The organism is Xanthomonas sp. F1 (genome assembly GCF_014199855.1).
Genome location: NZ_JACHOK010000001.1, coordinates 1,000,103 through 1,024,443 on the forward strand (window position 1 = coordinate 1,000,103; position 24,341 = coordinate 1,024,443).

Genomic DNA, 24,341 nt, shown 5'->3' on the forward strand with positions numbered 1-24,341 from the left:
CGCCGGCCGGACTCAGTAACCGGCGGCCTGCCCGTCCTTGCGGCTTTCCGAGGCGCCGTAGTACACGCCGCTGTCCGGGTCGCGCGCGATCGCCTGGTAGCCGCCGTAGGGACCGTCGGCGAAGATCACCCGATGGCCCTTGCGCATCAGTTCGCGGATCGTGTCGTAGGCAAAACCGGTTTCCAGGTTCAATTCGCCGCCGTCGCGCATCGCCGTGGCCTGCCCGGTCGGCTCGGTGGAGCCGTCGTGCTGGATGCGCGGCGCGTCGCCGGCCTCCTGCAGGTTCATGTGGAAGTCGATCAGGTTCATCAGGATCTGCACATGGCCCTGCGGCTGCATCGCCCCGCCCATCACCCCGAAGCTCAGCCACGGCTTGCCGTCCCTGGTGACGAACGCGGGGATGATGGTCTGGAACGGGCGCTTGCCCGGCGCGTAGCCGTTGGGATGGTTCTTCTGCAGCACGAACATCTCGCCGCGGTCCTGCAGGATGAAGCCCAGCCCCGGCGGCGCCATGCCGCTGCCCATGCCGCGGTAGTTGGACTGGATCAGCGACACCATCATGCCGTCGGCATCGGCGACGGTCAGGTAGATGGTGTCGCCCTCTTCCAGTTGCTTCGGCGTGCCCGGCTGCACTTCCTTGAGCGCGCGGTCCATCGAGATCAGCGCGCGCCGCTGTGCGGCGTAGTCCTTGGAGATCAGCCGTGCCAGCGGCGCCGGCTGGAACGCCGGGTCGGCGTAGAACCGCGCGCGGTCGGCGAACGCCAGCTTCTTGGCCTCGGTGAACAGGTGCACGTGCTCGGCCGAGCCGAACGGGATCCTGGAGAAATCGTAGCCTTCCAGGATGTTGAGCATCTGCAGCGCGGCGATGCCCTGGCTGTTGGGCGGCAGTTCCCACACGTCGTAGCCGCGGTAGTTGGTGGAGACCAGCTCGACCCATTCGCCGTGGTGGCTGGCCAGGTCCTCGTAGCGCAGGAAGCCGCCATTGGCCTTGAAGTAAGCATCGATGGTGCGCGCGATCGGCCCCTTGTAGAACGCGTCGCGGCCGCCGTCGGCGATCTGCTGCAGGGTGTTGGCCAGGTTCGGGTTCTTCCACAGCTCGCCCTTGCGCGGGGCGTGGCCGTCAATGGTGAACTGCTCCTTGAAGCCGGGGTACTGCGACAGCCGCGGCACCGAGCGATCCCAGTAGTAGGCGATGGTCTCGGCCACCGGATGGCCGTCGCGGGCGTAGCGGATCGCCGGCGCCAGGTTCTGCGCCATGCTGCGGCGGCCGAAGCGTTCATGCAGCGCGAACCAGCCATCCACCGCACCCGGCACCGAGACCGGCAGCGGGCCGGTGGCCGGGATCTCCTTCAGCCCGCGGCGCTGGAATTCGGCCAGGGTCAGCGCCTTCGGCGAGCGGCCGGAGCCGTTGTAGCCGTACAGCTTCTGCGTCTTCGGGTCCCAGACGATGGCGAACAGGTCGCCGCCGACGCCGTTGCCGGTCGGCTCCATCAGCCCCAGCGCGGCGTTGGCGGCGATCGCCGCATCCACCGCCGAGCCGCCGTCGCGCATCGTCTCCAGCGCAATCTGCGTGGCCAGCGGCTGCGAGGTGGCGGCCATGGCGTGCGGGGCGATCACTTCCGAGCGGGTCGCGAACGGCTGGCCGGTGATGCGGTCGGCGGCCTGCGCCGGCAGCGAGGTCGCCAGCGCCAGCGCGAGCGCCAGGCGCGCCAGGGAAGGAAGCGAAACGGACATGCGCGACTCTCCGGAAAACAGGGGATGCCCACCGTACCCGAGTGCGGCCGGCGCCGCCGCGCACGCGGGCACATCGCGTCATCGACAACCGCAGGATTTCCGCGCAATTGGCGCTATTCGCCGCCTGCGCCACCTCCGTTTCATGCGTAACCATGCAGCGCTGGCGCGGCTTTCGGCACATTCGCCCACGCAGGCCCGCAACACAGTTGACAGTCGCGCAAAGCCCATGGTTATCTCGCTGCATGTTGCAGCGCCACACCCGCCCGAAGTCGACCCACCAGCCCGCCGCCTTGCGCGCGGACGCTGCCGCGTCGCTCCTCGTACTCGTGCTTATTACCTCGCCCACAAGTGCGGGACGAACCGGCGTGTAAGCGACAAGCAGCCAGGATTCGATCAGACCCCGCACCGGCAACGGCGCGGGGTTTTTCGTTTCAGTGACCGCAAATGCAAGAACCCCCTCCACTCCAACACCGTTCAAGGACATCCGCCCCATGACCAGTTCCGCCCAGCCCACCACCAAGATCGCCATCGTCGGTTACGGCAGCCAGGGCCGCGCGCACGCGCTGAACCTGCGCGAGTCCGGCTTCGACGTCACCATCGGCCTGCGTGCCGGCGGCCCGACCGAAGCCAAGGCGCAGGCCGACGGCTTCGTGGTGAAGAGCCCCGCCGAGGCGGTCAAGGACGCCGACCTGGTCGCGGTGCTGACCCCGGACATGGTGCAGAAGAAGCTGTACGAAGAGGTGCTGGCGCCGAACATGAAGCAGGGCGCGTGCCTGCTGTTCGCGCACGGCCTGAACGTGCACTTCGACATGATCAAGCCGCGTGAGGACCTGGACGTGGTGCTGGTCGCGCCGAAGGGCCCGGGCGCGCTGGTGCGCCGCGAGTACGAGATCGGCCGCGGCGTGCCGTGCATCTGGGCGGTGTACCAGGACAAGAGCGGCAAGGCCGAGCAGTTCGCGCTGGAGTACGCCGCCGGCCTGGGCGGTGCGCGCGCCAACCTGATCAAGACCACCTTCAAGGAAGAGACCGAGACTGACCTGTTCGGCGAGCAGGCGGTGCTGTGCGGCGGCGCCTCGTCGCTGGTGCAGGCCGGCTTCGAAGTGCTGGTGGAAGCCGGTTACCAGCCGGAAATCGCCTACTACGAAGTGCTGCACGAACTGAAGCTGATCGTCGACCTGTTCTACGAAGGCGGCATCACCCGCATGCTCGAGTTCGTCTCCGAGACCGCGCAGTACGGCGACTACGTCAGCGGCCCGCGGGTGATCGACGCGGCGACCAAGGAGCGCATGCGCGACGTGCTGACCGACATCCAGAACGGCACCTTCACCAAGAACTGGGTGGCCGAATACGACGCCGGCCTGCCGAACTACAAGAAGTTCAAGCAGGCCGACCTGGACCACCCCATCGAAACGGTCGGCAAGCAGCTGCGCGCCAAGATGGTGTGGCTCAACGGCGACGCCGCTGCCGCGCCGGCCGCCGGCGGCACCAAGGCCGCGTAACCCGCGGCTCCCCCACCCGCTTCCACCGAAAGGTCGCCACCGTATGAACTCCTCCGCTCACGGCACGCCCCGCAACGGCGCGCGCTGGCTGACGCAGGCCCTGGAAGCCGAAGGCGTGGACACGCTGTTCGGCTATCCGGGCGGCACCATCATGCCGTTCTACGACGCGCTGGTAGACAGCCAGCTCAAGCACATCCTGGTCCGCCACGAGCAGGGCGCGGCGCTGGCCGCCAACGGCTACGCCCGCGCCAGCGGACGGGTCGGCGTGTGCGTCGCCACGTCCGGCCCGGGCGCCTCCAACCTGGTCACCGGCATCGCCGATGCGATGCTCGACTCGGTGCCGATGATCTGCCTGACCGGACAGGTCGCCACGCCGCTGCTGGGCACCGACGCGTTCCAGGAGCTGGACGTGTTCGGGCTGACCCTGCCGATCGTCAAGCACAGCTTCCTGGTGCGGCACGTGGACGACCTGCCGCAGGTGCTGCGCGACGCGTTCCGCATTGCCCGAGAAGGCCGTCCGGGACCGGTGCTGATCGACCTGCCCAAGGATGTGCAACTGGCCGATGCCACGCATCTGCCGGCGCACGTGCCGGCGGCGGTGCCGACCCCGCCGGCGCCACAGGACGCGGTGCTGGCCGAGGCGCTGGCGGCGATCGCCGGCGCCGAGAAGCCGGTGATCTACGGTGGCGGCGGCATCGCCCTGGGTGATGCGGTGGAGGCGTTCCGCGCGTTCGTCGACGCCACCCGCATCCCCACCGTGCTGACCTTGCGCGGCCTGGGCGCATTGCCGCATGCGCACCCGCATTACCTGGGCATGCTCGGCATGCACGGCACCCGCGCCGCCAACATGGCGGTGCAGGAGTCGGACCTGCTGATCGTGGTCGGCGCCCGCTTCGACGACCGCGCCACCGGCAAGCTCGCCGAGTTCGCGCCGTTCGCGCGGGTCATCCACCTGGACGCCGACGCCTGCGAGATCTCCAAGCTGCGCCAGGCCGACATCGCCGTGCCCGGCGACGTGGCGCAATCGCTGCGCGCGCTGGCCGCAGCCACCAGCACCTGCGAAGCCTGGCACACGCGCTGCGTCGGCCATCGCGAGAAGTTCGGCGCGCGCTACGACGCGCCCGGGCAGGACATCTACGCGCCCGGCCTGCTGAAGCGGCTGAGCGAACTGGCCCCGGCCGACACCGTGATCGCCTGCGACGTCGGCCAGCACCAGATGTGGGTCGCCCAGCACTGCCGCTTCAACCACCCGCGCAACCACCTGACCAGCGGCGCGCTGGGCACCATGGGCTTCGGCCTGCCGGCGGCGATGGGCGCGCAGTTCGCCTGCCCGGACCGCACCGTGGTGCTGGTCAGCGGCGACGGCAGCTTCATGATGAACGTGCAGGAGCTGGTCACCATCGCCCGCTGCAAGCTGCCGGTGAAGATCGTGCTGCTGGACAACAGTTCGCTGGGCATGGTGCGGCAGTGGCAGGAACTGTTCTTCGCCGAGCGCTACAGCGAGATCGACCTGTCCGACAATCCGGATTTCGCCGCGCTGGCGCAGGTGTTCGGCATCCCGGCCAAGCGCATCACCGCGCGCGGCCAGGTCGAGGACGCACTGGCCGAACTGCTGGCGCAGCCGGGTCCGGCACTGCTGCACGTGGCCATCGACGCACGCGCCAACGTGTGGCCGCTGGTGCCGCCGAACACCGCCAACAGCACCATGCTGGAAAGCAATCCCGCTGCCCAGCGCCAGGAGACGACACATGCGTTACCAGCTTGACCTGGTGCTGAAACCGATCGACGGCGCCCTGCTGCGCGCGATCGGCATGGCCGAACGCCGCGGCTTCGCGCCGATCTCGATCAGCGGCGCACCGGTGGCCGAGGACGCCGGCCGCTGGCACCTGCAACTGGTGGTGGACGGCAACCGCCCCGGCGAGACCCTGCGCCTGCAGATGGAGAAGGTCTACGACTGCGAATCGGTGCGCGTGACCGCGCTGGATGGGGTGGTATGAGGCGGTCGGGACCCGGGACCCGGGACCCGGGATCCGTGGCGGTCGCCGCGGGCGTCAGGCGCAGCGCGAGGCGTGCGAAAGCGAGGGCTGCACGGAGGTGTCTTCTTCCATGGAGGTCTCTTCTCCGGGAACCCGCTTTTCCCGGGACCCGGGTCCCGGGCCCCGGGTCCCGACCGCATGTCTAACATCCCCGCCCCGCAGGAGCCAGATGTAGGCCACGTCGCCGTCAGCGTGGCCGACGTGCTGGCCGCGCAGGCGCGGCTGCGCCGCTACCTGCCGCCGACGCCGGTGCATTACGCCGAGCGCTTCGGCGTCTGGCTGAAGCTGGAAAACCTGCAGCGCACCGGCTCCTACAAGGTCCGCGGCGCGCTCAACGCGCTGCTGGCCGGGCTGGAACGCGGCGACGAGCGCGCGGTGATCTGCGCCTCCGCCGGCAACCACGCGCAGGGCGTGGCCTGGGCCGCGCACCGTCTGGGTGTGCAAGCCATCACGGTGATGCCGCACGGCGCACCGCAGACCAAGATCGCCGGCGTCGCCCACTGGGGCGCCACCGTGCGCCAGCACGGCAACAGCTACGACGAGGCGTTCGCCTTCGCCCGCGACCTGGCCGAGCAGAACGGCTACCGCTTCCTGTCCGCCTTCGACGATCCGGACGTGATCGCCGGCCAGGGCACCGTCGGCATCGAGCTGGCCGCGCACGCCCCGGACGTGGTGATCGTGCCGATCGGCGGCGGCGGCCTGGCCTCCGGCGTGGCGCTGGCGCTGCGCTCGCAGGGCGTGCGCGTGGTCGGCGCCCAGGTCGAAGGCGTGGATTCGATGGCGCGGGCGATCCGCGGCGACGTCCGCGCCGTGGATCCGGTGCCCACCCTGGCCGACGGCGTCAAGGTTAAAATCCCCGGGTTCATCACCCGCCGGCTGTGCGCCAGCCTGCTCGACGACGTGGTGATCGTGCGCGAGGCGGAACTGCGCGAAACGCTGGTCCGCCTGGCGCTGGAAGAGCACGTCATCGCCGAGGGCGCCGGCGCGCTGGCCCTGGCGGCCGGGCGCCGCGTCGCCGGCAAGCGCAAGTGCGCGGTGGTATCCGGCGGCAACATCGACGCCGGCGTGCTGGCGACGCTGCTGTCGGAGGTGCGCCCGCGCCCGCCGCGCAAGCCGCGCCGCCGCAGCGCCGAGCGACTTCGCAGCCAACGTCCCGCCCCACCCGCTCCCGCCCGCACCACCTCGCCCACGCATCCCCATCCGCAAGCCACCGCCGCCGTAGAGGAACCCATCTGGTGAACACTTCCGTTTCTTCCCAGACCCCCCGCATCCGCATTTTCGACACCACCCTGCGCGACGGCGAGCAATCCCCCGGCTGCAGCATGACCCCGCCGCAGAAGCTGGTGATGGCGCGCGCCCTGGCCGAACTCGGCGTGGACATCATCGAGACCGGCTTCCCGGCCAGCTCGCAGTCCGACCGCGAAGCGATGGCGCTGATCGGCCGCGAACTGCGCACGCCGACCCTGGCGGTGCTGTCGCGCTGCCTGGCCGCCGACATCGAAACCTCGGCACGGGCGCTGGAAGCGGCGGCCAATCCGCGCCTGCACGTGTTCCTGTCGACCAGCCCGCTGCACCGCGAGCACAAGCTGCGGATGAGCCGCGAGCAGGTGCTGGAGTCGGTGCGCAAGCACGTGTCGCTGGCGCGCCAGTACGTGGACGACGTGGAGTTCTCGGCCGAGGACGCAACCCGCACCGAGGAGGATTTCCTGGCCGAGGTCGCCAGCGTGGCGATCGCCGCCGGCGCCACCACCATCAACCTGCCCGACACGGTCGGCTTCACCACCCCGGAAGAGATCCGCGGCATGTTCGCGCGGATCATCGCCAGCGTCCCAGGTGCCGACCGGGTGGTGTTCAGCGCGCACTGCCACAACGACCTGGGCCTGGCCGTGGCCAACTCGCTGGCCGCGGTGGAAGGCGGCGCGCGGCAGGTGGAATGCACCATCAACGGCATCGGCGAGCGTGCCGGCAACTGCGCGCTGGAAGAGATCGCGATGGCGCTGAAGGTACGCAACGCGTTCTACGAACTGGACACCGCGATCCACACCCCGCGCATCGTCGCCACCTCGCAATTGCTGCAGCGACTGGTCGGCATGCCGGTGCAGCGCAACAAGGCGATCGTCGGCGGCAACGCCTTCGCCCACGAGTCGGGCATCCACCAGCACGGCATGCTGCGCCACCGCGGCACCTACGAGATCATGCGCCCGGAAGACGTGGGCTGGGAGTCCTCGCAGATGGTGCTGGGCCGCCACAGCGGCCGCGCCGCGGTCGAGCAGCGCCTGCGCGCGCTGGGCTACGTGCTGGACGAAGCCGAACTGAACATCGCCTTCGACGCGTTCAAGGCCCTGTGCGAGCAGCAGCGCGTGGTCAACGACACCGACCTGCAGGCGATGATGCAGGACGCGCCGGAGAGCCAGGGCTACCGGTTGTCGTCGATGACCGTCAGCGACCGCGGCCAGCGCGCCAGCGCGCAGGTCGAGCTGTCCGATCCGGACGGCCAGCGGGTCAGCGAACGCGCCGAGGGCGACGGCCCGGTCGACGCGCTGTTCGCCGCACTGTCGGCCGCCACCGGCGTGCAGCTGGTGCTGGACAGCTACCAGGTGCACAGCGTCGGCATCGGCGCCGACGCGCGCGGCGAGGCCAACCTCAGCGTGCGGCACGGCGACATCGAATACGACGGCACCGGCACCAGCCGCGACATCATCGAGGCCAGCGCGCTGGCCTGGCTGGACGTAGCCAACCGCGTGCTGCGCCAGCGCCAGGGCGCGCCGGCCGGCACCGCCGACGCGCTGGCCTGAGCGGCCACAACGCGGTCATCGTCGTCGTGCACGCTCGCCCTCGCTCCCCTTCCCCGCCCAGCTTTCCTGCCAGGTAGTTCCGCAATGTCCGCCACTCCCCGCACCCTGTACGACAAGCTGTGGGACGCGCACGTCGTCGTCCCCGAAAGCGCCGCCGCCCCGGCGGTGCTGTACATCGACCTGCACCTGATCCACGAAGTGACCTCGCCGCAGGCGTTCACCGAACTCAAGACGCGCGGCCTGGCGCCGCGCCGGCCCGACCGCACCAAGGCGACGATGGACCACTCCACGCCGACCCTGCCGCGCGGCGCCGACGGCAAGCTGCCGTACTACACCCCGGCCTCCGAGGCACAGGTGGACATGCTCGCGCGCAACTGCGCCGACTACGGCATCGAACTGTTCGACATGGGCTCGGACAACCGCGGCATCGTCCACGTGATCGCGCCGGAACAGGGCTTCACCCAGCCCGGCATGACCATCGTCTGCGGCGACAGCCACACCTCCACGCATGGCGCGTTCGGCGCGCTGGCGTTCGGCATCGGCACCAGCGAGGTCGGTCACGTGCTGGCCACCCAGTGCCTGCTGCAGCGCAAGGCCAGGACCATGGCGATCAGCGTCGACGGGCCGCTGGCGCCGGGCGTCGGTGCCAAGGACGTGATCCTGCACATCATCGGCGTGATCGGGGTCAACGGCGGTACCGGCCACGTGCTGGAGTACCGCGGCTCCACCATCGAAGCGATGGACATGGAGCAGCGCATGACCCTGTGCAACATGTCGATCGAGGCCGGCGCGCGCGCCGGCATGGTCGCGCCGGACCAGGTCACCTTCGACTGGGTCGCCAAGACCCCGCGCGGCCCCAAGGGCGCCGACTTCGACGCCGCCGTGCAGCGCTGGTCGCAGCTGCGTAGCGATCCCGGCGCGCGCTTCGACGCCGAGGTGCGCATCGACGCGCGCGACATCCGCCCGACCCTGACCTGGGGCACCCACCCCGGTACCGCGATCGCGGTGGACCTGCCGATCCCGGCCGCGCAGGATCCGGCGGCGCAGAAGGGTTTGAACTACATGCACCTGGAAGCCGGGCATGCGCTGATCGGCACGCCGGTGGACGTGGTGTTCGTCGGGTCCTGCACCAACGGCCGCCTCAGCGACATGCGCGACGTGGCGCAGGTGCTGCGCGGGCGCAAGGTGGCGCCGCACGTGCGCATGCTGGTGGTGCCGGGCTCGGAGATCGTCAAGCGCCAGGCCGAGGCCGAGGGCATCCACGAGGTGGTGCGCGCGGCCGGTGCGGAGTGGCGCGAGTCCGGCTGCTCGATGTGCATCGCCATGAACGGCGACCTGGTCGCGCCGGGGCAACTGGCGGTGAGCACCAGCAACCGCAACTTCGAGGGCCGCCAGGGCCCGGGCTCGCGCACCCTGCTGGCTTCGCCGCTGACCGCGGCCTGGGCCGCGGTGAACGGCCAGGTCAGCGATCCGCGCGCGCTGTTCGCGGAGGTCGCGTGATGGCGCCGCACATCGCCGCATTCGCGGCCACGCTGACCTTCGTCGCCACCACCACCCGCGCGTTCGCGCACCGCCACCAGCCGCTGCTGCCGCCGCACGTGCCGCCCGCGGCGCTGCCGTCGCCAGCGGCCGACGCCGCGGCGCCCGCCCCCGACTCCGTCGCTTCCCAGGAGACCCCGTGATGGCCGGCTTCGCCACCCTCACCTCGCGCAGCGTGGTGCTGCGCCAGACCAACATCGACACCGACCAGATCATTCCGGCGCGGTTCCTGTCCACCACCGAGCGCGCCGGCCTCGGCCGCCACGCCTTCAACGACTGGCGCTGGCAGGCCGACGGCACGCCGAACCCGGAGTTCGCCTTCAACCAGGCCCACAACGCCGGCCGCCAGATCCTGCTGGCCGGGCGCAACTTCGGCTGCGGCTCCTCGCGCGAGCATGCGCCATGGGCGCTGACCGACCTGGGCCTGCGCGCCATCGTCAGCAGCGAGATCGCCGACATCTTCCGCAACAACAGCCTCAAGAACGGCCTGCTGCCGATCGTGCTGGCCGAGGACGACGTGCAGGCGCTGATGCAGCGTCCGGACGACGAATTGACCGTGGACGTAGCCGCGCGCGAGCTGCGCACGCCCGACGGCCGCGTCTACGCCTTCCCGCTCGATGCGTTCTCGCAGACCTGCCTGCTCGAGGGCGTGGACGAGATGGGCTACCTGCTGCTGCGCCAACCCGACATCGAACGCTACGAGGCCACCCATGCACGCTGACATCGTCGTCCTGCCCGGCGACGGCATCGGTCCGGAAGTCGCCGCCGCCGCGGTCGCGGTGCTGCGCGCCGTGGCCGCGCGCCACGGCCACGACGTCCAGTTCCACGAACACGACATCGGCGGCATCGCCATCGACCGCCACGGCGAGCCGCTGCCGGCGGCCACGCTGACCGCCTGCCAGGGCGCCGACGCGGTGCTGCTGGGCGCGGTGGGCGGGCCGAAGTGGTCCGATCCCAACGCCAAGGTGCGCCCCGAGCAGGGCCTGCTGGCGATCCGCCGCGGCCTGGGCCTGTTCGCCAACCTGCGCCCGGTCAAGCCGCATCCGGCGGCACTGGACGCCTCGCCGATCAAGCCGCACCTGCTGCAGGGCGTGGACATCGTGGTGGTGCGCGAACTGACCGGCGGCATCTACTTCGGCGACAAGACCCGCAGCGCCAGCGACGCCAGCGACCTGTGCCGCTACACCGTCGCGGAGATCGAGCGAGTGCTGCGCAGCGCATTCCGGCTTGCGCAGCAGCGCCGCAACCACGTCGTCTCGGTGGACAAGGCCAACGTGCTGGAAACCTCGCGACTGTGGCGCGACGTCGCCGCGCGGATCGGCCGCGAAGAGTTCCCGGACGTGCGCCTGGAACACCAACTGGTCGATTCGATGGCCATGCACCTGCTGGCCAAGCCGCGCGAGTACGACGTGATCGTCACCGAGAACATGTTCGGCGACATCCTCACCGACGAAGCCTCGATGCTGGCCGGCTCGCTCGGGCTGCTGCCGTCGGCCTCGCTGGGCGAAGGCCGCATCGGCCTGTACGAGCCGATCCACGGCTCGGCGCCGGACATTGCCGGCAAGGGCATCGCCAATCCCTACGCGACCATCCTCAGCGCGGCGCTGCTGCTGCGCCACTCGCTGGGCCTGGAAGCCGAAGCGGCGGCGATCGAGCAGGCCGTGAATGCCGCGCTCGACGCCCAGGCGTTCACCGCCGATCTCGCCGCGCCCGGCCAGGGCATTTCCACCGAGGCCGCCACGCAGGCAGTGCTGGAGCGGCTGCAGGCGTAAGGGCACCCACCGAAAACGCGCGTTCGCCGCAGCCAGGCGGCGCGCGTTGTTGCGTTGCAGGAGAACCCCGACTCGGCGCATGCGCACAGCGCTGGCTGTACGGTGCTGGGATCACGCGGTATTGATTGGCGGAACTCAGGATGTTGCAAGTTCGCGGCAGTTTTGCCTTGCTGTGAGAGGGGCTTCAGCCCCGACGCTTGAAGCGGTGAGGCGTCGGGGCTGAAGCCCCTTCTCACAAGGGCAGCAGCGGTGCCCCGGTTGCATGCATCGCCCGGTGCTTTGTCGCGGCTCTTGTTCCCGTTGCGAAATCCGCCGCTCCACACCGGTAGATCGCGAACACGAAGACGCGTGCGACCTCGCCACCCACGGCCAGACGCCATAGTCCCAGGTGAGCGCGGCATCAGGGCATATCCCGCAACGCCGCATGCTCGGGAATGGATGACACGCGCTAGCCCATCACCCGATCGCGGCCTTCGCGCTTGGCCTGGTACAGACGCTTGTCGGCCTGCACCAGCAGGTCGCGACGCGTGCGCTGGGTCGGCGACAGGCAGGCGAAGCCGATGCTGGCGGTGAAACGCACCGCGCGGCCGTCGTCGTCGTACAGCACCAGATCGGACAGGTGCACGCGCAGCGCGTCCAGGCGCGCGCGTGCCGGCTCCTGGTCCAGGCCCGGCAGCACCAGCAGGAATTCCTCGCCGCCATGGCGCGCGGCGAAGGCCTGTTCGCCGAGGCTGGCGCGCAGCGCCTCGCCGACCCGGCGCAGCACCTCGTCGCCGATCTCGTGGCCGTAGGCGTCGTTGATCTTCTTGAAGTGGTCGATGTCCAGCAGCGCCACGCACAACGGCGTGCGTGTGTTCAACGCCCGCTCCAGCGCCGCGTTGAGGTAGGGATCGCCGGTGCGTCGGTTGGGCAGGCCGGTCAGCGCATCGTGCCCGGCCTGGTAGGCGAGCTTGCGCACCAGGTCCTCGCGTTCGAGGTTGGCCAGCTTCAACGCCAGGTTCTTCGCCTTCAGTTCGTGGGTGCGCTCGGCGATGATGGTGTTGAGGCGGCGCTGGCGACGCCGGTAGCGCTGGCTGCGGCCGCGGTACCACCACAGCAGCAGGCCGGTCACGCACAGCGCCGCCAGCACCACGAACGGCCAACGCTCCCAGAACGGCGGCACCAGTTGCAGGCGCAGCGAGGCGCTGCCGATGCGCTCGCTGCGCGACCAGTCCAGCGGGCTGGTCATCGCCTGCACGTCCAGGCGATAGCGACCGGAGGGCAGGTTGGTGTAGACCGCTTCTTCGCTGCTGCCGGCGTCGACCCACTGCCGATCGAACCCCTGCAGGCGGTAGCGGTAGCGCACCTTGTCCGGCGAGCGGAAACTCAAGCCGGCATAACCGATCGCGAGCCGGGCGACACCACCGTGCAGGCGGTAGTCGCCACGCAGCGGCTGCGCCACGCCATCCACCTGCACATGCGAGATCACCAGCGGCGGCGCACGCACGTTGCGCCGGCTCGGCAGCGCCGGATCGATCAGCGCCAGCCCGGCCGAGGTCGGGATCAGCAGCGTGCCGTCGCGGCTGCGCCAGCCGGCCGGTGCGCTGCTGCCGTTGCCCTGACCGCCGGGCATGCCGTCGCTGCGGTCGACCACGTCCACCGCCAGCGTGCTGCGCTGGCCGGCATCCAGTTCCGCCAAGCGCGCACGCGCGATGCGCAGCACGCCGCGATTGCTGTTCGCCCAGAGGTTGCCGTTGCCGTCGTCGAGCAGCCGGAACAGCTTGTCGCGCGGCAGGCCGACGCGGTGGTCGTAGATGCGCCACTGCCCGCCGCGCCACCGCAGCAGGCCGCGGTCGCTGGCGACCCACAGGGTGCCGTCGGCATCTTCGAGGAAGTCGAACGCGTTCTGCGCCGGAAAACCATGCCCGCTCGGCCGCGCCTGCAGCGCGCCGTCGGCAGCGAGCGTGGCGATGCCCTGGTTGGTGCCGATCCACAGCACCCCGGCGCGGTCGCGGTACAGCGCCTGCACCTGCCGCCCGGGCAGGCCGTCGGCGGTGCCGTAGGCATGCGTGCGATCGCCCTTGCGATACAGCAGGCCCTCGTTGCCGCCGATCCACAGGCCGCCATCGGCGTCGGCCAGCAGCGCGCGCACCATGGTTCGCGGCACGCCCGCGGCCACGCCCAGGCGTTGCCGGATCGTGCCATCGGCCGACAGCAGCAGCACGCCCTGATCGTAGGTGCCCACCCACATGCCACCGTCGCGGGCGGCGGCCAGCGCCAGCACCGACGGATCGCGGCCCGGGCGCTCGCTCAGCCGCACCGCGCGGATGCGGCCGCCCTGCCAGCGGTCCAGGCCGGCGGCATGGCCGATCCAGATCGTGCCATCGGCGTTCTGCTGGACCACCCGCACGTAGTCGCTGCCGAGGCCGTCCTGGCGGGTCAGGCCACCGGCGTCGCCCTTGGCGACGCGGAACAGGCCGTCGGTACTGCCGGCCCACACCAGGCCCTCGTGGTCCTCGATCAACGCCGGGCTGACCACGCCGGAGATCGACAGCATTTCCTCGCTGGCACCGTTGGAAGCGCGCCGCAGCAATTGGCCGCTGGACAGGCTCATCCACAGCTGCCCGTCCTGGTCCTGCAGCGCGGCATCGACGCGCTGGCCGCGCCGCAGCCATTGCAGGCCACCGTCGGCACCGAGCCAGAACACGCCCTCGTCGCTGGCCACCAGCAGGCCGCCGTGGCGGTCGGGGGTCAGCCGCCGGATCGACGCCGTGCGCATCGCCGCCATGCCCCAACGCTGCGCGCGCGTGGCGTGCGCGGTCAGCCGGAACAGTCCCTGCGGGGTGCCCACCAGCACCGCATCGCGGTAGCGCAGCAGCGCGGCGATGCGGGTCCTGCCCAATCCCGCGGCGGCGCCGGCATCGACCAGGCGGCCGTCGGCCTCGATCCGGAACAGGCCGTCCTCGCTGCCGACCCACAGCCCGCCATCGGCATCGCGCAGCATCGCAGTGACCCGCAGCCGCCGCGCACGCGCATCGCCCAGATGCTCCCAGCGCCCGGCGGCATAGCGGAACACGCCGTCGTAGGCGGTGCCGACCAGCATGCCGCCATCGGCTTCGGCGAGCAGCGCGAACACCCCCGACAATTCCATGCCGGGGGTGTTCTGGCGATCGAAAACGGTGAAACCGCGGCCGTCGAAGCGCGCCACACCTTCCCAGGTGCCGACCCAGATCATGCCGTCGCGGTCCTGTGCCAGCGCGTGCACGAGGTTGTGCGGCAGCCCCTCTTCCATGGTCCAGCGCGCGATCACCGGACGGTCGAGCACGGCGCGCTCGGTCAGCGGCGCGGGCGGTTCGGCAGCGCGCGCGGCGACACTGGCGCAACACAGCGCCAAGACCAGGCACAGCATCACACCCACGCGGCGACACAGCGCATACGCGCCGTCGCGATTCTCGTGACGCCGATCCCCTTGTTCCATCCCTTCCCGAATCACACCGGCAACGGCGCGCGGCACCCCCTGTGGGCCAGATGGCTAATCTATCACCGCCTGTTCGCCGCCGATGTCAGGGACTTCCTGACGCCGGGGACGCGACGGAGATGGCCGACGCATGCATCCCCCAGCCCCGCCATACCCGCCAAACGCAGCGTCACAATAATGAACCAACGGGTCTAGTATAAATATCGAACCGACTGGTCTAGTATTGCCACCCATGGTCAGCAAATCGCCCGCCGCCTCCGCCAAATCCTCCTCGCGTCCTGCCGGGCCCGGTCGCCCCAAGGACATGGGCAAACGCGCCGCGATCCTGGAGGCGGCGCGAGAGATGTTCACCGAACTGGGCTTCGGCGGGGTCAGCATGGACGGCATCGCCGCCCGCGCCGGCGTCTCCAAGCTCACCGTCTACAGCCACTACGGTGACAAGGAGACCCTGTTCGCCGAGGCGGTGCGCGCGCAATGCCAGGCGCTGCTGCCCGACGACCTGTTCGGACACGCGCTGAAGGGGCCGCTGCGCACGCAACTGGTGGAGATCGGCCTGGCCTTCTTCGCCATGATCAGCAGCGAGGCGGCGATGGCCACCCACCGCATGATGCTGACCCCCGGCACCGGCGACGACCACGTTCGCGAGATGTTCTGGAACGCCGGTCCCAAGCGCACCCAGCAGGACCTGGCGACGCTGCTGCAGGCGCACGTCGCCGCCGGCGAACTGGACATCGCCGACCTGAACCTGGCCGCCTCGCAGTTCTTCTGCCTGGTCAAGGGCGAGCTGTACTCGCTGATGATGTGCGGCCTGTGCCGCGACGCCGGCCAGGAGCGGATCCGCGCCCATGTCGAGGCCAGCATCGACTTCTTCCTGCGTGCCTATGCGGCGCGCTAGCCCGGCCGCGGAGCCGTCCGTGCCTGCCGATGACTTCCGGCACTGCGCGCCGGGCCGTCCGGCGGCGATGCTGCGGCATACGCCCGGCCTCCGTGCCGGCTAAAATGCCCGGCCCTCCGCGTTGGATGCCCGAAATGACGATCGACTACTCCCAAGCCCGCGAAAAGATGGTGGAACAGCAGGTCCGTCCCTGGGACGTGCTGGACCTGCGCGTGCTCGACGTGCTGTCGCGGCTGCCGCGCGAGACCTTCGTGCCGCCGGCGCACCGCGCCGTGGCCTACGCCGACCTGGAGATTCCGCTGGGCCACGGCCAGTACATGATGAAGCCGGTCATCGAAGGCCGCATGCTGCAGGCCCTGGACCTGCAGCCGGGCGAGGACGTGCTGGAGATCGGCACCGGCAGCGGCTTCGTCAGCGCCTGCCTGGGCGAACTCGGCCGCGAAGTGGTCAGCCTGGAGATCGAGCCGGCCCTGGCCGCCGCCGCGCGCGCCAACCTGGACGCCGCCGGCCTGGGCAGCAATGTCCGCATCGAGACCGCCGACGCCTTCGCCTGGAACAGCGAGCGCCGCTTCGACGTGGTCTGCGTCACCGCCGCGGTCACCGAGATCCCGGCGCAGTTCCTGGCCTGGCTGCGCCCGGGCGGGCGCCTGTTCGCGATCCGCGGCCGCGCGCCGGTCATGGAAGCGGTGCTGGTGCATGCCGAAGCCGGCGCGCCGCGCACGGAATCGCTGTTCGAAACCGACCTGGCGTACTACCTGCGAGGCGCAGCGCCAGTCCCCCAGTTCACATTCTGATCCATCAAGGAAGCCGCAATGATCCGCCGATCCCTCGTCCTGGCGCTGGCCGCCGCGCTGTTTCCGCTGGCCGCCAACGCCACGGACCTGCTGCAAGTCTACGAAATGGCCCGCAACAGCGACCCGCAGTTGGCCTCCGCGGAATCGACCCGGCTGTACGACAAGGAAGGCGAGGTGCAGGCGCGCGCCGCCCTGCTGCCGCAGATCAACGGCACCGCGTCGCTGCAGCGCAGCCATAGCGAAGTCGAGCGCAGCGGCGCCGAACTGGCCGGCACCGGCAAGAGCCGCAGCTACGCCGTGCAGGGCCAGCAGACCCTGGTCAACTTCGCCCAGTTCTCCAACCTGCGTGCGCAGAAGGCGCGCAGCCTGGCCGCCGACTACACCCTGGATTCGGCCAACGACGACCTGATCGTGCGCACCTCGGCGGCCTACTTCAACGTGCTGGTGGCGATCGAATCGCTGGTCGCCGCCGAGACCAACGAAGCCGCCGCCAAGAAGCAGTTCGACTACGCCGACAAGCGTCTGGAAGTGGGCCTGGCGCCGATCACCGACGTGCACGAAGCCCGTGCCGAGTACGACCAGGCCCGCGCCGACACGATCACCGCGCGCAACTCGCTGCAGGACCTGTACCAGGCGCTGACCCAGATCACCGGCCAGCCGGTGCGCGACCTGCGCGGCCTGCCGGAAGATTTCCGTCCGCAGCTGCCGGCCACCGGCGGCGATATCGACAGCCTGATCGCCTCGGCGCTGGACAAGAACCCGTCGCTGCGTTCCTACCAGTACCAGGTCCAGGCGGCCGAGGCCAGCGTGTCGGCAGCGCGCGCCGGGCACCTGCCGACGCTGAATCTGTCGGCCAGCGCCGGCCGCGACGCGAACTGGGGCGACAGCGTCTCCGGCAGCGGCAGCACCCCGCGCGCCGACAGCAACACCATCGGCCTGACCCTGAACATTCCGATCTTCGCCGGCGGCGCCACCCAGTCGGGCGTGCGCCAGGCCCTGGCGCAGCGCGACATCGCCCAGGACACCTACGAACTGCAGAAGCGCGCGCTCGACCGCAACACCCGTAACGCCTACCAGACGGTGGTGGCCGGGATCAGCGAGATCGAGGCGCGGCGCCTGGCGGTGGTTTCGGCGCAGGCCGCGTTCGACGCCTCGCAGGTCGGCCTGGAAGTGGGTACCCGCACCGTGCTGGACGTGGTGCAGAACCAGCGCACCCTGTACCAGGCGCAGTTGGCCTACGCGCAGGCGCGCTACAACTTCCTGCAGAACCGCCTGCTGCTGAGCCAGGCGCTGGGCTCGCTGGACGTGGCCGAGGTGCAGTCGATCAACGCACTGCTGACCCAGAGCGCCGAATCCAAGCTCAACTCCGCCAACAGCACCCAGTAAGCGCACACGCACGCTTGTCGCCGGAACGGCGGGCCTTCGGGTCCGCCGTTTTGTTTTGGGCAAGGCTTCGCGGAAGTTCCCCTGTGGGAGGGACTTCAGTCCCGACGCGCTGCGCGACGGGATGAGAGGGACGGCGAGTGCCAGACGTCGCAGCTTGAAGGGCACCTCAAGTAACGACGAATGTCACGTGTAAGAGCGGCTTCAGCCGCGACGAGGCGCTACCGATAACGCCTCGTCGCGGCTGAAGCCGCCCCTGCACGTGTGCGCATCGCACTGCGCCATGTGGCGTGCAGTGTGCAGGGTCGGACCATGCCATATGACGTGGCGGACATCCTCCTGTGCACTGGCGCAGTGATCCGGGAGTTCCCTGTGGGAGGGACTTCAGTCCCGACGCGCTGCGCGATGGAATGGACGGAATGGGCGAACGGAGAGTGTCATGCGTCGCGACTGAAGTCGCTCCCACAAGGGGGGTTCTACACATCTGCAGGCGCTCCTGCGGGCACGTACATCTCGAAGCGCCGGTGTGCGCTACTCCTCCGCGCTCGCCTCGCCCGCCAGCGGCGGCAGGTGCGGCGCGATCAGCTGCAGGGTCCGCTGCAGCGCACCGCGGCCGTTTGCGACCAGCGCGCAGCCGGCCTCGGCCATGCGCTTGCGTGCCTCGACGTCGGCCAACAAGGCCTGCAGCGCTGCACACACGGCGCCGGCATCCTCGCAGATGGCCACCGCGCCGGCTTCGCGCATGCGCCGCGAGATCTCGGAGAAGTTGTGCAGGTGCGGGCCGGTGACCGACGGCGTGCCGACCGCGGCCGGCTCGAGCAGGTTGTGCCCGCCGATCGGCTGCAGGCTGCCGCCGACGAAGGCGACCTGGGCGCAGGCATAGAAGCCCATCAGTTCGCCCAGCGTATCGATCACGAACACCGCATCGTCGGCGCCCGGCCACTGCTGCTGGCGGCGCGTGGCCACGCGCCAGCCCTGGTCGCGCGCCAGCACCTCGACCTTGGCGAAGCGCTCCGGATGCCGCGGCGCCCACAGCAGCAGCAGGTCCGGCCAGTGCCGGCGCAGTTGCCGGTGCATCTCGATCACCGCCGCTTCCTCGCCGTCATGGGTACTGGCGGCGATCCACACCGGACGCGTCGCCGGCACGCGCTCGCGGAACGCGGCGACGACCTCCGGCAGGTGCGCAGGCGCGGCGATGTCGAACTTCAGATTGCCCAGCGCGCGCACCTGCTCGGCGCGCGCGCCCAGCGCGACGAAGCGCTCGGCGTCTTCCTGCGATTGCGCCGCCACGCAGGTGACGGTGCGCAGCGCACGTCCGATCAGCGGCCGCAGCACGCGATAGCCGCGCAGCGAGCGCGCCGACAGCCGTGCATTGAGCACGTACACCGGGATGCCGCGGTCGCGGCAGCCGAACAGCATGTTCGGCCACAGTTCGGTCTCCAGGATCAGCGCCAGGCTGGGGCGGAAATGCTGCAGGAAGCGGCCGACGCTGCCGGGCACGTCGTAGGGCAGATACACATGATCCAGCGCGTCGCCCCACAGCGCCCGCACCCGCTCCGAGCCGGTCGGGGTGATGGTGGTGATCACCCAGCGGATGTCCGGGCGCTGCGCGCGCAACGCATTGACCACCGGCGCGGCGACGTTGACCTCGCCCACCGAGACCGCATGCAGCCACACCCGCGGACGCCCGCGCGCCTGCGAATACGAGGCGTAGCGCTCGTCCCAGCGCTGGAAGTACTGGCGCACGCGGAAACCGCGCCAGACCAGGTGATAGACGGTGACCGGCAGCAGCAGATAGAGCACGGCCGAGTACAGGCCGCGCAGCAGCCGCTCGATGAAATCGTTGCGCATCCGGACAGCATAGCCGGTTGCACGCGGCCGGCGGCAGACGATCCGCATGCACGCCACAGGGCGCGCCGACGCGGTCGTGCGCGTGCCCGGCTAAACTTGGCGCATGTCTGCCGCCCCCACCCCGCCCGCCTCCGCCACCCACGCCACACCGCCGCCGCGCTCGCCGCGCCACTGGCTCACCTGGCTGCTGCTCGGCCTGGCGGTGATCGCCGCACGCCTGCCGTGGCTGTTGCAGCGCGCCCTGGGCCGCGGCATCGGCTGGCTGGCGCTGCGCCTGGCCGGCACCCGCCGCCACGCCGCCGAGGTGAACCTGACGCTGTGCTTCCCGGAGCAGAGCGATGCCTGGCGCGAGCGCCTGCTGCGCGACAGCTTCGATGCGCTGGGCGTGGGCGTGTTCGAATTCGCCCGCGCCTGGTGGGGTGGGATCGGCGCGATTCGCCGGCGCACCCGCATCGAGGGCCTGGAACACCTGCAGGCGCTGCAGGCGCAGGGCCGTGGCGTGCTGCTGGTGTCCGGCCACTTCATGACCCTGGAGATCTGCGGCCGGCTGCTGTGCCAGTACGTGCCGCTGGCCGGGATGTACCGGCGCCACCGCAATCCGGTGTTCGAATGGGCGGTCAAGCGCGGCCGCCTGCGCTACGCCACCGCCATGTTCGCCAACGAGGACCTGCGCGGCAGCGTGCGTCACCTCAAGCGCGGCGGCTTCCTGTGGTATGCGCCGGACCAGGACATGCGCGGCAAGGACACGGTGTTCGTGCCGTTCTTCGGCATGCCCGCCGCCACCATCACCGCCACCCACCAGTTGGCGCGGCTGACCGGCTGCGCGGTGGTGCCGTACTTCCATCGCCGCGAAGGCGCCAACTACGTGCTGCGCATCGCGCCGCCGCTGGAGGACTTCCCGTCGGAGGACATGGTCGCCGATACCGCGCGGGTCAACGCCGCCATCGAGGCGATGGTGCGCGAGGCGCCGGCGCAGTATCTGTGGATCCACCGCCGCTTCAAGCGCCAGCCCGGCGGCCGCAGTGATTTCTACGAGCGCAAGCGCGGCTGAGCGCTCACCCCGGCATCGCGGCGCCCGTGCGTTCACCCTGCTCGGGTTCGTTCGCCAGCAAGGCGCCGGCGTACAGGCCGATCAGCAGCATGGTCAGGCCACCCCAGAACGACGAATAGAACGCCAGATGGGTGTTGAACGGGAACACCGTGATCAGCAGCGCCTGCATCGCCGGACGCGCCCGCTCGCGCGCCTGCGCCGACGCGTAGCGCCACGCGCGCCACGCCTGCGCGGCCCCGGCCAGCCACAGCAGCAGCCCGATCACGCCGGTCTCGGCGAGCACCTCGAGCACGATCTGGTGGGCATGGAAGGCCGGCTCGCGGCCCCATTCCCCGGCATGGGTCGGATCCGGGTCGCAACTGGCGTAGGCCTCGCGGAAGCCGCGCACACCGACGCCGTTGACCGGATGCTGGCGGATCATGCACCAGGCCGCGGTCCAGATCTGCGCACGCCCGGTCAGCGCCGCGTTGAGGTCGGCCGGATGCCCGCTGAGCGCGCGCGCGGTGCGTTCGAAGCGGTCATGCACCTGCGGCGACACCACGCCCAGCACCCCGGCCCCCAGCAGCGCGGCCACGCCGAGGGCCAGCAGCTTGCGCGCGCCGAGCAGCCGCCAGCCCGACAGCACCAGCAGCACCGCGTAGGTGACCCATGATGCGCGCGAACCGGCCAGCACCAGCACCACGCCCACCGCGCCCGCCGCGAGCAGCCAGCCCCAGGCGCCGCCGCGGCGCGCGGCCAGCCACAAAAGGAACGGCGACACGCTGGCCAGCACCTGGCCGAACTTCAGATTGCAGGGGCCGAACACACCGCTGAGCCGATCGGCCAGGGCGATCTCCTGCGGCGTACACAGGCCATGGTGGTTGATCGCCCACTTCAGCTGGTCCATCGACCAGAACAGCGGGCTGGTGCCGCACAGCGCCTGTGCCAGCGCATCCAGGGTCCAGATCGCGGCGATCACCGCCAGGCCGTTGAAGGTGGTGCGGCGTCCGCGCGGCGTTGCCACCGCCATCGCCACCAGCCACAGGAACGGCAGGAAGCGCAGGTCCACCGCCGATTCGCGCAGGGCCAGCGGCACGTCCACCGCACCCAGCGCCGACAGCGGCTGCGGCAGCCAGTAGGCGAAGAACAGCAGCGTGGTCAGCGCCCACGCCGGCCCGCTGAGCAGGCGCGCGCCGCCGCGGAAGCGGCTGTGCAGCAGGCGCGCCAGGGTGACCAGGGCGCCCAGCGCCAGCACCCCGGCAGCCAGGCCCGGCGCCGGCCACAGCGCCACGAACAGCAGCACCCAGACCGGCGCCCAGCGTTCGCGGACCTCGGGCAAGGCGGGAGCGGACAGGGAAGTGTCAGGGCCGGAGTTCGTCATAGATCGCCAGAGTGCTGCGCTGCATCGCCTGCAGCGTATAGGGAAGCGTCGCCGGCGGCGCCGGCGGCTGCGCCAGCAGCGCACGCGCGGCCGCCAGCAGGGCTGCGGCATCGAAAGTCGCCACCGCGCCGGCGGGCTGCAGTTGTGCCAGCAATTCGCCGACCCCGCCATGCGCCCAGCCCAGGACCGGACGCCCGACCGCCAGCGCCTCGACCACGGTGCGGCCGAACGCCTCGGGCTTGCGCGAGAGCTGCAGCACCAGGTCGCTGGCGGCGTAGGCCTCGGCGATGCGCGTGGTCGGCGGCGTGAACGCCACCGCGTCGGCCACGCCAAGCGTCGTCGCCTCGGCTTCCAGTTCCCGGATGTAGGCCTCGCGTCCGGCCTCGCGCGCGCCCGGCAACCACAGCCGTGCGTCGCTGCCCTCGCCGCGCAGCGCGGCCAGCAGGCGCAGCGCGTCGGCGTGGCCCTTCAACCGGGTACCGCGCCCCGGCAGCAACAGCAGCGGCCCGCTCCCGGCCAGCGCCGGCGCCTGGCTGACCGCCCAGGCCCGCGCCTGCGCATCGGGCCACGGACGCCGCGGGAACTGCGCCGGATCGATGCCGCGCGGCACCACCCGCAGGCGCGCCGGATCGGTCTGCGGATAGTGTTGCAGCACGTAATCGCGCACGGTCTCGGACACGCAGATGACCCGCTCGCCGCGGGTCATCACCGCGCTGTAGCGGCTGGGCGAGTTGAGCCCGTGCATGGTGGTGACCCAACGCGGGCGCTGCGCTGCCGGCATGCCCTGCAGCGCGCGCCAGCCCAGCCAGGCCGGCAGCCGTGAGCGCGCATGCACGATGTCGGCGTGCTCGCGCGCGAACAGCCGCCGCAGTGCCGGCACGTGGCGCAGGGTCAGCAAGGATTTGCGGCCGATGTCCAGGGCGATGTGCTCGGCGCCGGTGGCGGCCAGCGCCGGCAGCAGCCGCCCGCCGGCCGAGACGACCACGGCGCGATGCCCGGCGTCGACCAGGGCCTGGGCGATTTCCAGCGTGGACCGCTCGACGCCGCCGGACTCCAGCGCCGGCAGCAGCTGCACCACGGTCAGGCGGTGCATCGAATCCGGATCAGTCGACCAGCACGAAGACCGCGCCGCAGTACGGGCACTTGGCTTCGAGACCGGGCTCGTCCTCGATCGGCAGGTAGACCCGCGGGTGCGAGTTCCACAGCGCCATCTCCGGCGTCGGGCAGCTCAGCGGCAGATCGGCGCGGCGCACCTCGTAGCGCGTCTGGGCATTGGCGGGCGCGGTGGCGGTATGGCTCATGGCGGTGGGGACACGGCGAAAAGGGACAGGCGATTCTAGCAGCCCGTCCCGAAGCGGGCGCGACCGGCAACTGCCGCCTGCGGACCACCCCTTCACGCGCCTTTCCGGTCCGCTTGATACGGAACCAACGCACCACTATGCTGGCATCACGCGGCGCCGACATGCCGCTTTGAGGTGTCTCGTGGATATAGGTGTGCGTTTGATGCAGGCGCGGCGAAATCCCGGTTTCACACTGCGCGAGCTTGCCGCCTTGTTGGGCGTGGCGCATAGCACCCTGGGTCATTGGGAGAACAACCGTTCGGTCCCCAATGCCCGGCATTTGCTGAAGATCGCCGAACTTACCGGCGTCGACGCGTATGTGCTGCTGACCGGCAAGCCTTCCAAGCTGAACCAGACCGACAGCGACAGCCTGCCGTTGCCGGTGGGCAAGCGCATGGCCTGAGCGCGGCACGGCGCCGCTGGCGCCGTTCCCGTGCCTGGCTTGACCCCGCGCAGCCTGCGTGCCGGCGGCGCGTGATGACGCGAATGGCACTACGACACTTGCTGTCGCCCACATATGAAACCGCTTCCAGTCCCGGCTTTTCGCTGACTCCGCCGCAAGGCGGTGCCGCTCGTCGCGACGCCCAGGCCGCTTTGGCGCCACTACCGCACTGACTGCGCGCAATCCCGCCCTTCTCCGTCGGCGATCCAGCCTGCTACGGCTCCCGCCTTTCACGCACAGCACCGAACACGACCTCGCGCCTGGGCATCGCGCGCAGCGCGCGGCCGCACTCGTTGAGACATCCGGGTGGCAGCCATGCTGCCGACTGTGCGGTTTGCGTGCTCCGGCAGTGCCGCCGGAGCACGTGCTGCAACACCAGCGCCGCGGTCGCGC

20 protein-coding genes are annotated in these 24,341 nt (G+C 70.6%); 14 read left to right on the forward strand and 6 right to left on the reverse strand.

Annotated features, from left to right (window positions below; all coding sequences use genetic code 11):
* Positions 1–12: 12 nt before the first annotated feature.
* Positions 13–1,734, reverse strand: coding sequence for a gamma-glutamyltransferase (gene ggt / locus GGR71_RS04115; RefSeq protein ID WP_160962107.1), 1,722 nt, complete (start codon positions 1,732–1,734; stop codon positions 13–15).
* 491 nt (positions 1,735–2,225) lie between these two features.
* Here ggt and ilvC point away from each other — a divergent pair, with 491 nt between their 5' ends.
* The 9 genes from ilvC to leuB all read left to right on the forward strand — a co-directional run bounded on the left by ilvC (position 2,226) and on the right by leuB (position 11,375).
* Positions 2,226–3,233: a ketol-acid reductoisomerase gene (ilvC, locus tag GGR71_RS04120; protein ID WP_048491801.1), complete on the forward strand. Its 1,008-nt coding sequence runs from the start codon at positions 2,226–2,228 to the stop codon at positions 3,231–3,233.
* 43 nt (positions 3,234–3,276) lie between these two features.
* Positions 3,277–4,998 carry an acetolactate synthase 2 catalytic subunit gene (gene ilvG, locus GGR71_RS04125; protein ID WP_160962105.1) on the forward strand — a complete coding sequence of 574 codons (1,722 nt, stop codon included), beginning with the start codon at positions 3,277–3,279 and terminating at the stop codon, positions 4,996–4,998.
* On the forward strand, positions 4,982–5,230 hold the full coding sequence (locus tag GGR71_RS04130; protein WP_017910519.1) for an ACT domain-containing protein: 249 nt from the start codon (positions 4,982–4,984) through the stop codon (positions 5,228–5,230). The genes ilvG and GGR71_RS04130 overlap by 17 nt, the downstream gene beginning before the upstream one ends.
* Before the next feature lie 177 nt (positions 5,231–5,407).
* Positions 5,408–6,508, forward strand: a complete 1,101-nt coding sequence (locus GGR71_RS04135; protein WP_160962103.1) for a threonine dehydratase — start codon at positions 5,408–5,410, stop codon at positions 6,506–6,508.
* Positions 6,505–8,064, forward strand: coding sequence for a 2-isopropylmalate synthase (locus GGR71_RS04140; protein WP_160962101.1), 1,560 nt, complete (start codon positions 6,505–6,507; stop codon positions 8,062–8,064). The genes GGR71_RS04135 and GGR71_RS04140 overlap by 4 nt, the downstream gene beginning before the upstream one ends.
* 84 nt (positions 8,065–8,148) lie before the next feature.
* Positions 8,149–9,564, forward strand: coding sequence for a 3-isopropylmalate dehydratase large subunit (gene leuC / locus GGR71_RS04145; protein ID WP_160962099.1), 1,416 nt, complete (start codon positions 8,149–8,151; stop codon positions 9,562–9,564).
* Positions 9,564–9,746, forward strand: a complete 183-nt coding sequence (locus GGR71_RS04150) for a hypothetical protein (RefSeq protein WP_160962097.1) — start codon at positions 9,564–9,566, stop codon at positions 9,744–9,746. Before leuC ends, GGR71_RS04150 begins: the two co-directional genes overlap by 1 nt.
* Positions 9,746–10,324, forward strand: a complete 579-nt coding sequence (gene leuD / locus GGR71_RS04155) for a 3-isopropylmalate dehydratase small subunit (protein ID WP_160962095.1) — start codon at positions 9,746–9,748, stop codon at positions 10,322–10,324. Before GGR71_RS04150 ends, leuD begins: the two co-directional genes overlap by 1 nt.
* The gene (leuB, locus tag GGR71_RS04160) at positions 10,314–11,375 is read left to right on the forward strand and encodes a 3-isopropylmalate dehydrogenase (protein ID WP_160962093.1); all 1,062 of its coding nucleotides are present in this window, start codon (positions 10,314–10,316) and stop codon (positions 11,373–11,375) included. The genes leuD and leuB overlap by 11 nt, the downstream gene beginning before the upstream one ends.
* Positions 11,376–11,823: 448 nt before the next feature.
* Here the strand turns inward: leuB and GGR71_RS04165 are convergent, their stop codons facing one another.
* Positions 11,824–14,832 carry a ligand-binding sensor domain-containing diguanylate cyclase gene (locus tag GGR71_RS04165; protein WP_160962091.1) on the reverse strand — a complete coding sequence of 1,003 codons (3,009 nt, stop codon included), beginning with the start codon at positions 14,830–14,832 and terminating at the stop codon, positions 11,824–11,826.
* 232 nt (positions 14,833–15,064) lie between these two features.
* On the opposite strand from GGR71_RS04165, the gene GGR71_RS04170 reads away from it, so the two are divergent.
* The 3 genes from GGR71_RS04170 to GGR71_RS04180 all read left to right on the forward strand — a co-directional run bounded on the left by GGR71_RS04170 (position 15,065) and on the right by GGR71_RS04180 (position 17,907).
* Complete coding sequence (locus tag GGR71_RS04170; protein ID WP_184451636.1) at positions 15,065–15,727, forward strand: TetR/AcrR family transcriptional regulator; 663 nt, start codon at positions 15,065–15,067, stop codon at positions 15,725–15,727.
* Positions 15,728–15,861: 134 nt separating this feature from the next.
* A complete protein-coding gene (locus GGR71_RS04175; protein WP_160945352.1) occupies positions 15,862–16,521 on the forward strand; it encodes a protein-L-isoaspartate O-methyltransferase family protein in 660 nt (219 codons plus the stop codon).
* Positions 16,522–16,539: 18 nt separating this feature from the next.
* Positions 16,540–17,907, forward strand: coding sequence for a TolC family outer membrane protein (locus tag GGR71_RS04180; RefSeq protein WP_160962089.1), 1,368 nt, complete (start codon positions 16,540–16,542; stop codon positions 17,905–17,907).
* 528 nt (positions 17,908–18,435) lie between these two features.
* Here the strand turns inward: GGR71_RS04180 and waaA are convergent.
* Entirely contained in the window at positions 18,436–19,755 is a 1,320-nt protein-coding gene (gene waaA / locus GGR71_RS04185) for a lipid IV(A) 3-deoxy-D-manno-octulosonic acid transferase (protein ID WP_160962087.1), read from the reverse strand.
* A 103-nt stretch (positions 19,756–19,858) separates the two neighbouring features.
* On the opposite strand from waaA, the gene GGR71_RS04190 reads away from it, so the two are divergent.
* Positions 19,859–20,806: an LpxL/LpxP family Kdo(2)-lipid IV(A) lauroyl/palmitoleoyl acyltransferase gene (locus GGR71_RS04190; protein WP_184451637.1), complete on the forward strand. Its 948-nt coding sequence runs from the start codon at positions 19,859–19,861 to the stop codon at positions 20,804–20,806.
* Between the two features lie 4 nt (positions 20,807–20,810).
* On the opposite strand, the gene GGR71_RS04195 is transcribed toward GGR71_RS04190, so the two are convergent.
* The 3 genes from GGR71_RS04195 to GGR71_RS04205 are packed head-to-tail and all read right to left on the reverse strand — an operon-like array spanning position 20,811 to position 23,467.
* On the reverse strand, positions 20,811–22,166 hold the full coding sequence (locus tag GGR71_RS04195; RefSeq protein WP_160963946.1) for an O-antigen ligase family protein: 1,356 nt from the start codon (positions 22,164–22,166) through the stop codon (positions 20,811–20,813).
* The gene (locus GGR71_RS04200; protein ID WP_160963944.1) at positions 22,147–23,259 is read right to left on the reverse strand and encodes a glycosyltransferase; all 1,113 of its coding nucleotides are present in this window, start codon (positions 23,257–23,259) and stop codon (positions 22,147–22,149) included. The genes GGR71_RS04195 and GGR71_RS04200 overlap by 20 nt, the downstream gene beginning before the upstream one ends.
* A gap of 10 nt (positions 23,260–23,269) precedes the next feature.
* On the reverse strand, positions 23,270–23,467 hold the full coding sequence (locus GGR71_RS04205; protein ID WP_010344507.1) for a zinc-finger domain-containing protein: 198 nt from the start codon (positions 23,465–23,467) through the stop codon (positions 23,270–23,272).
* A 193-nt stretch (positions 23,468–23,660) separates the two neighbouring features.
* Between GGR71_RS04205 and GGR71_RS04210 the strand changes: the two genes are divergently transcribed.
* Positions 23,661–23,909 carry a helix-turn-helix domain-containing protein gene (locus GGR71_RS04210; RefSeq protein ID WP_456362577.1) on the forward strand — a complete coding sequence of 83 codons (249 nt, stop codon included), beginning with the start codon at positions 23,661–23,663 and terminating at the stop codon, positions 23,907–23,909.
* Positions 23,910–24,341 lie beyond the last annotated feature (432 nt).

Bases quoted from the DNA above. Each gene is read 5' to 3' on its own strand.
- ggt (WP_160962107.1), bottom strand. From the start codon at position 1,734: ATGTCCGTTTCGCTTCCTTCCCTGGCGCGCCTGGCGCTCGCGCTGGCG.
- ilvC (WP_048491801.1), top strand. From the start codon at position 2,226: ATGACCAGTTCCGCCCAGCCCACCACCAAGATCGCCATCGTCGGTTAC.
- ilvG (WP_160962105.1), top strand. From the start codon at position 3,277: ATGAACTCCTCCGCTCACGGCACGCCCCGCAACGGCGCGCGCTGGCTG.
- GGR71_RS04130 (WP_017910519.1), top strand. From the start codon at position 4,982: ATGCGTTACCAGCTTGACCTGGTGCTGAAACCGATCGACGGCGCCCTG.
- GGR71_RS04135 (WP_160962103.1), top strand. From the start codon at position 5,408: ATGTCTAACATCCCCGCCCCGCAGGAGCCAGATGTAGGCCACGTCGCC.
- leuC (WP_160962099.1), top strand. From the start codon at position 8,149: ATGTCCGCCACTCCCCGCACCCTGTACGACAAGCTGTGGGACGCGCAC.
- GGR71_RS04150 (WP_160962097.1), top strand. From the start codon at position 9,564: ATGGCGCCGCACATCGCCGCATTCGCGGCCACGCTGACCTTCGTCGCC.
- leuD (WP_160962095.1), top strand. From the start codon at position 9,746: ATGGCCGGCTTCGCCACCCTCACCTCGCGCAGCGTGGTGCTGCGCCAG.
- leuB (WP_160962093.1), top strand. From the start codon at position 10,314: ATGCACGCTGACATCGTCGTCCTGCCCGGCGACGGCATCGGTCCGGAA.
- GGR71_RS04165 (WP_160962091.1), bottom strand. From the start codon at position 14,832: ATGGAACAAGGGGATCGGCGTCACGAGAATCGCGACGGCGCGTATGCG.
- GGR71_RS04170 (WP_184451636.1), top strand. From the start codon at position 15,065: ATGGTCAGCAAATCGCCCGCCGCCTCCGCCAAATCCTCCTCGCGTCCT.
- GGR71_RS04175 (WP_160945352.1), top strand. From the start codon at position 15,862: ATGACGATCGACTACTCCCAAGCCCGCGAAAAGATGGTGGAACAGCAG.
- GGR71_RS04180 (WP_160962089.1), top strand. From the start codon at position 16,540: ATGATCCGCCGATCCCTCGTCCTGGCGCTGGCCGCCGCGCTGTTTCCG.
- waaA (WP_160962087.1), bottom strand. From the start codon at position 19,755: ATGCGCAACGATTTCATCGAGCGGCTGCTGCGCGGCCTGTACTCGGCC.
- GGR71_RS04190 (WP_184451637.1), top strand. From the start codon at position 19,859: ATGTCTGCCGCCCCCACCCCGCCCGCCTCCGCCACCCACGCCACACCG.
- GGR71_RS04195 (WP_160963946.1), bottom strand. From the start codon at position 22,166: ATGACGAACTCCGGCCCTGACACTTCCCTGTCCGCTCCCGCCTTGCCC.
- GGR71_RS04200 (WP_160963944.1), bottom strand. From the start codon at position 23,259: ATGCACCGCCTGACCGTGGTGCAGCTGCTGCCGGCGCTGGAGTCCGGC.
- GGR71_RS04205 (WP_010344507.1), bottom strand. From the start codon at position 23,467: ATGAGCCATACCGCCACCGCGCCCGCCAATGCCCAGACGCGCTACGAG.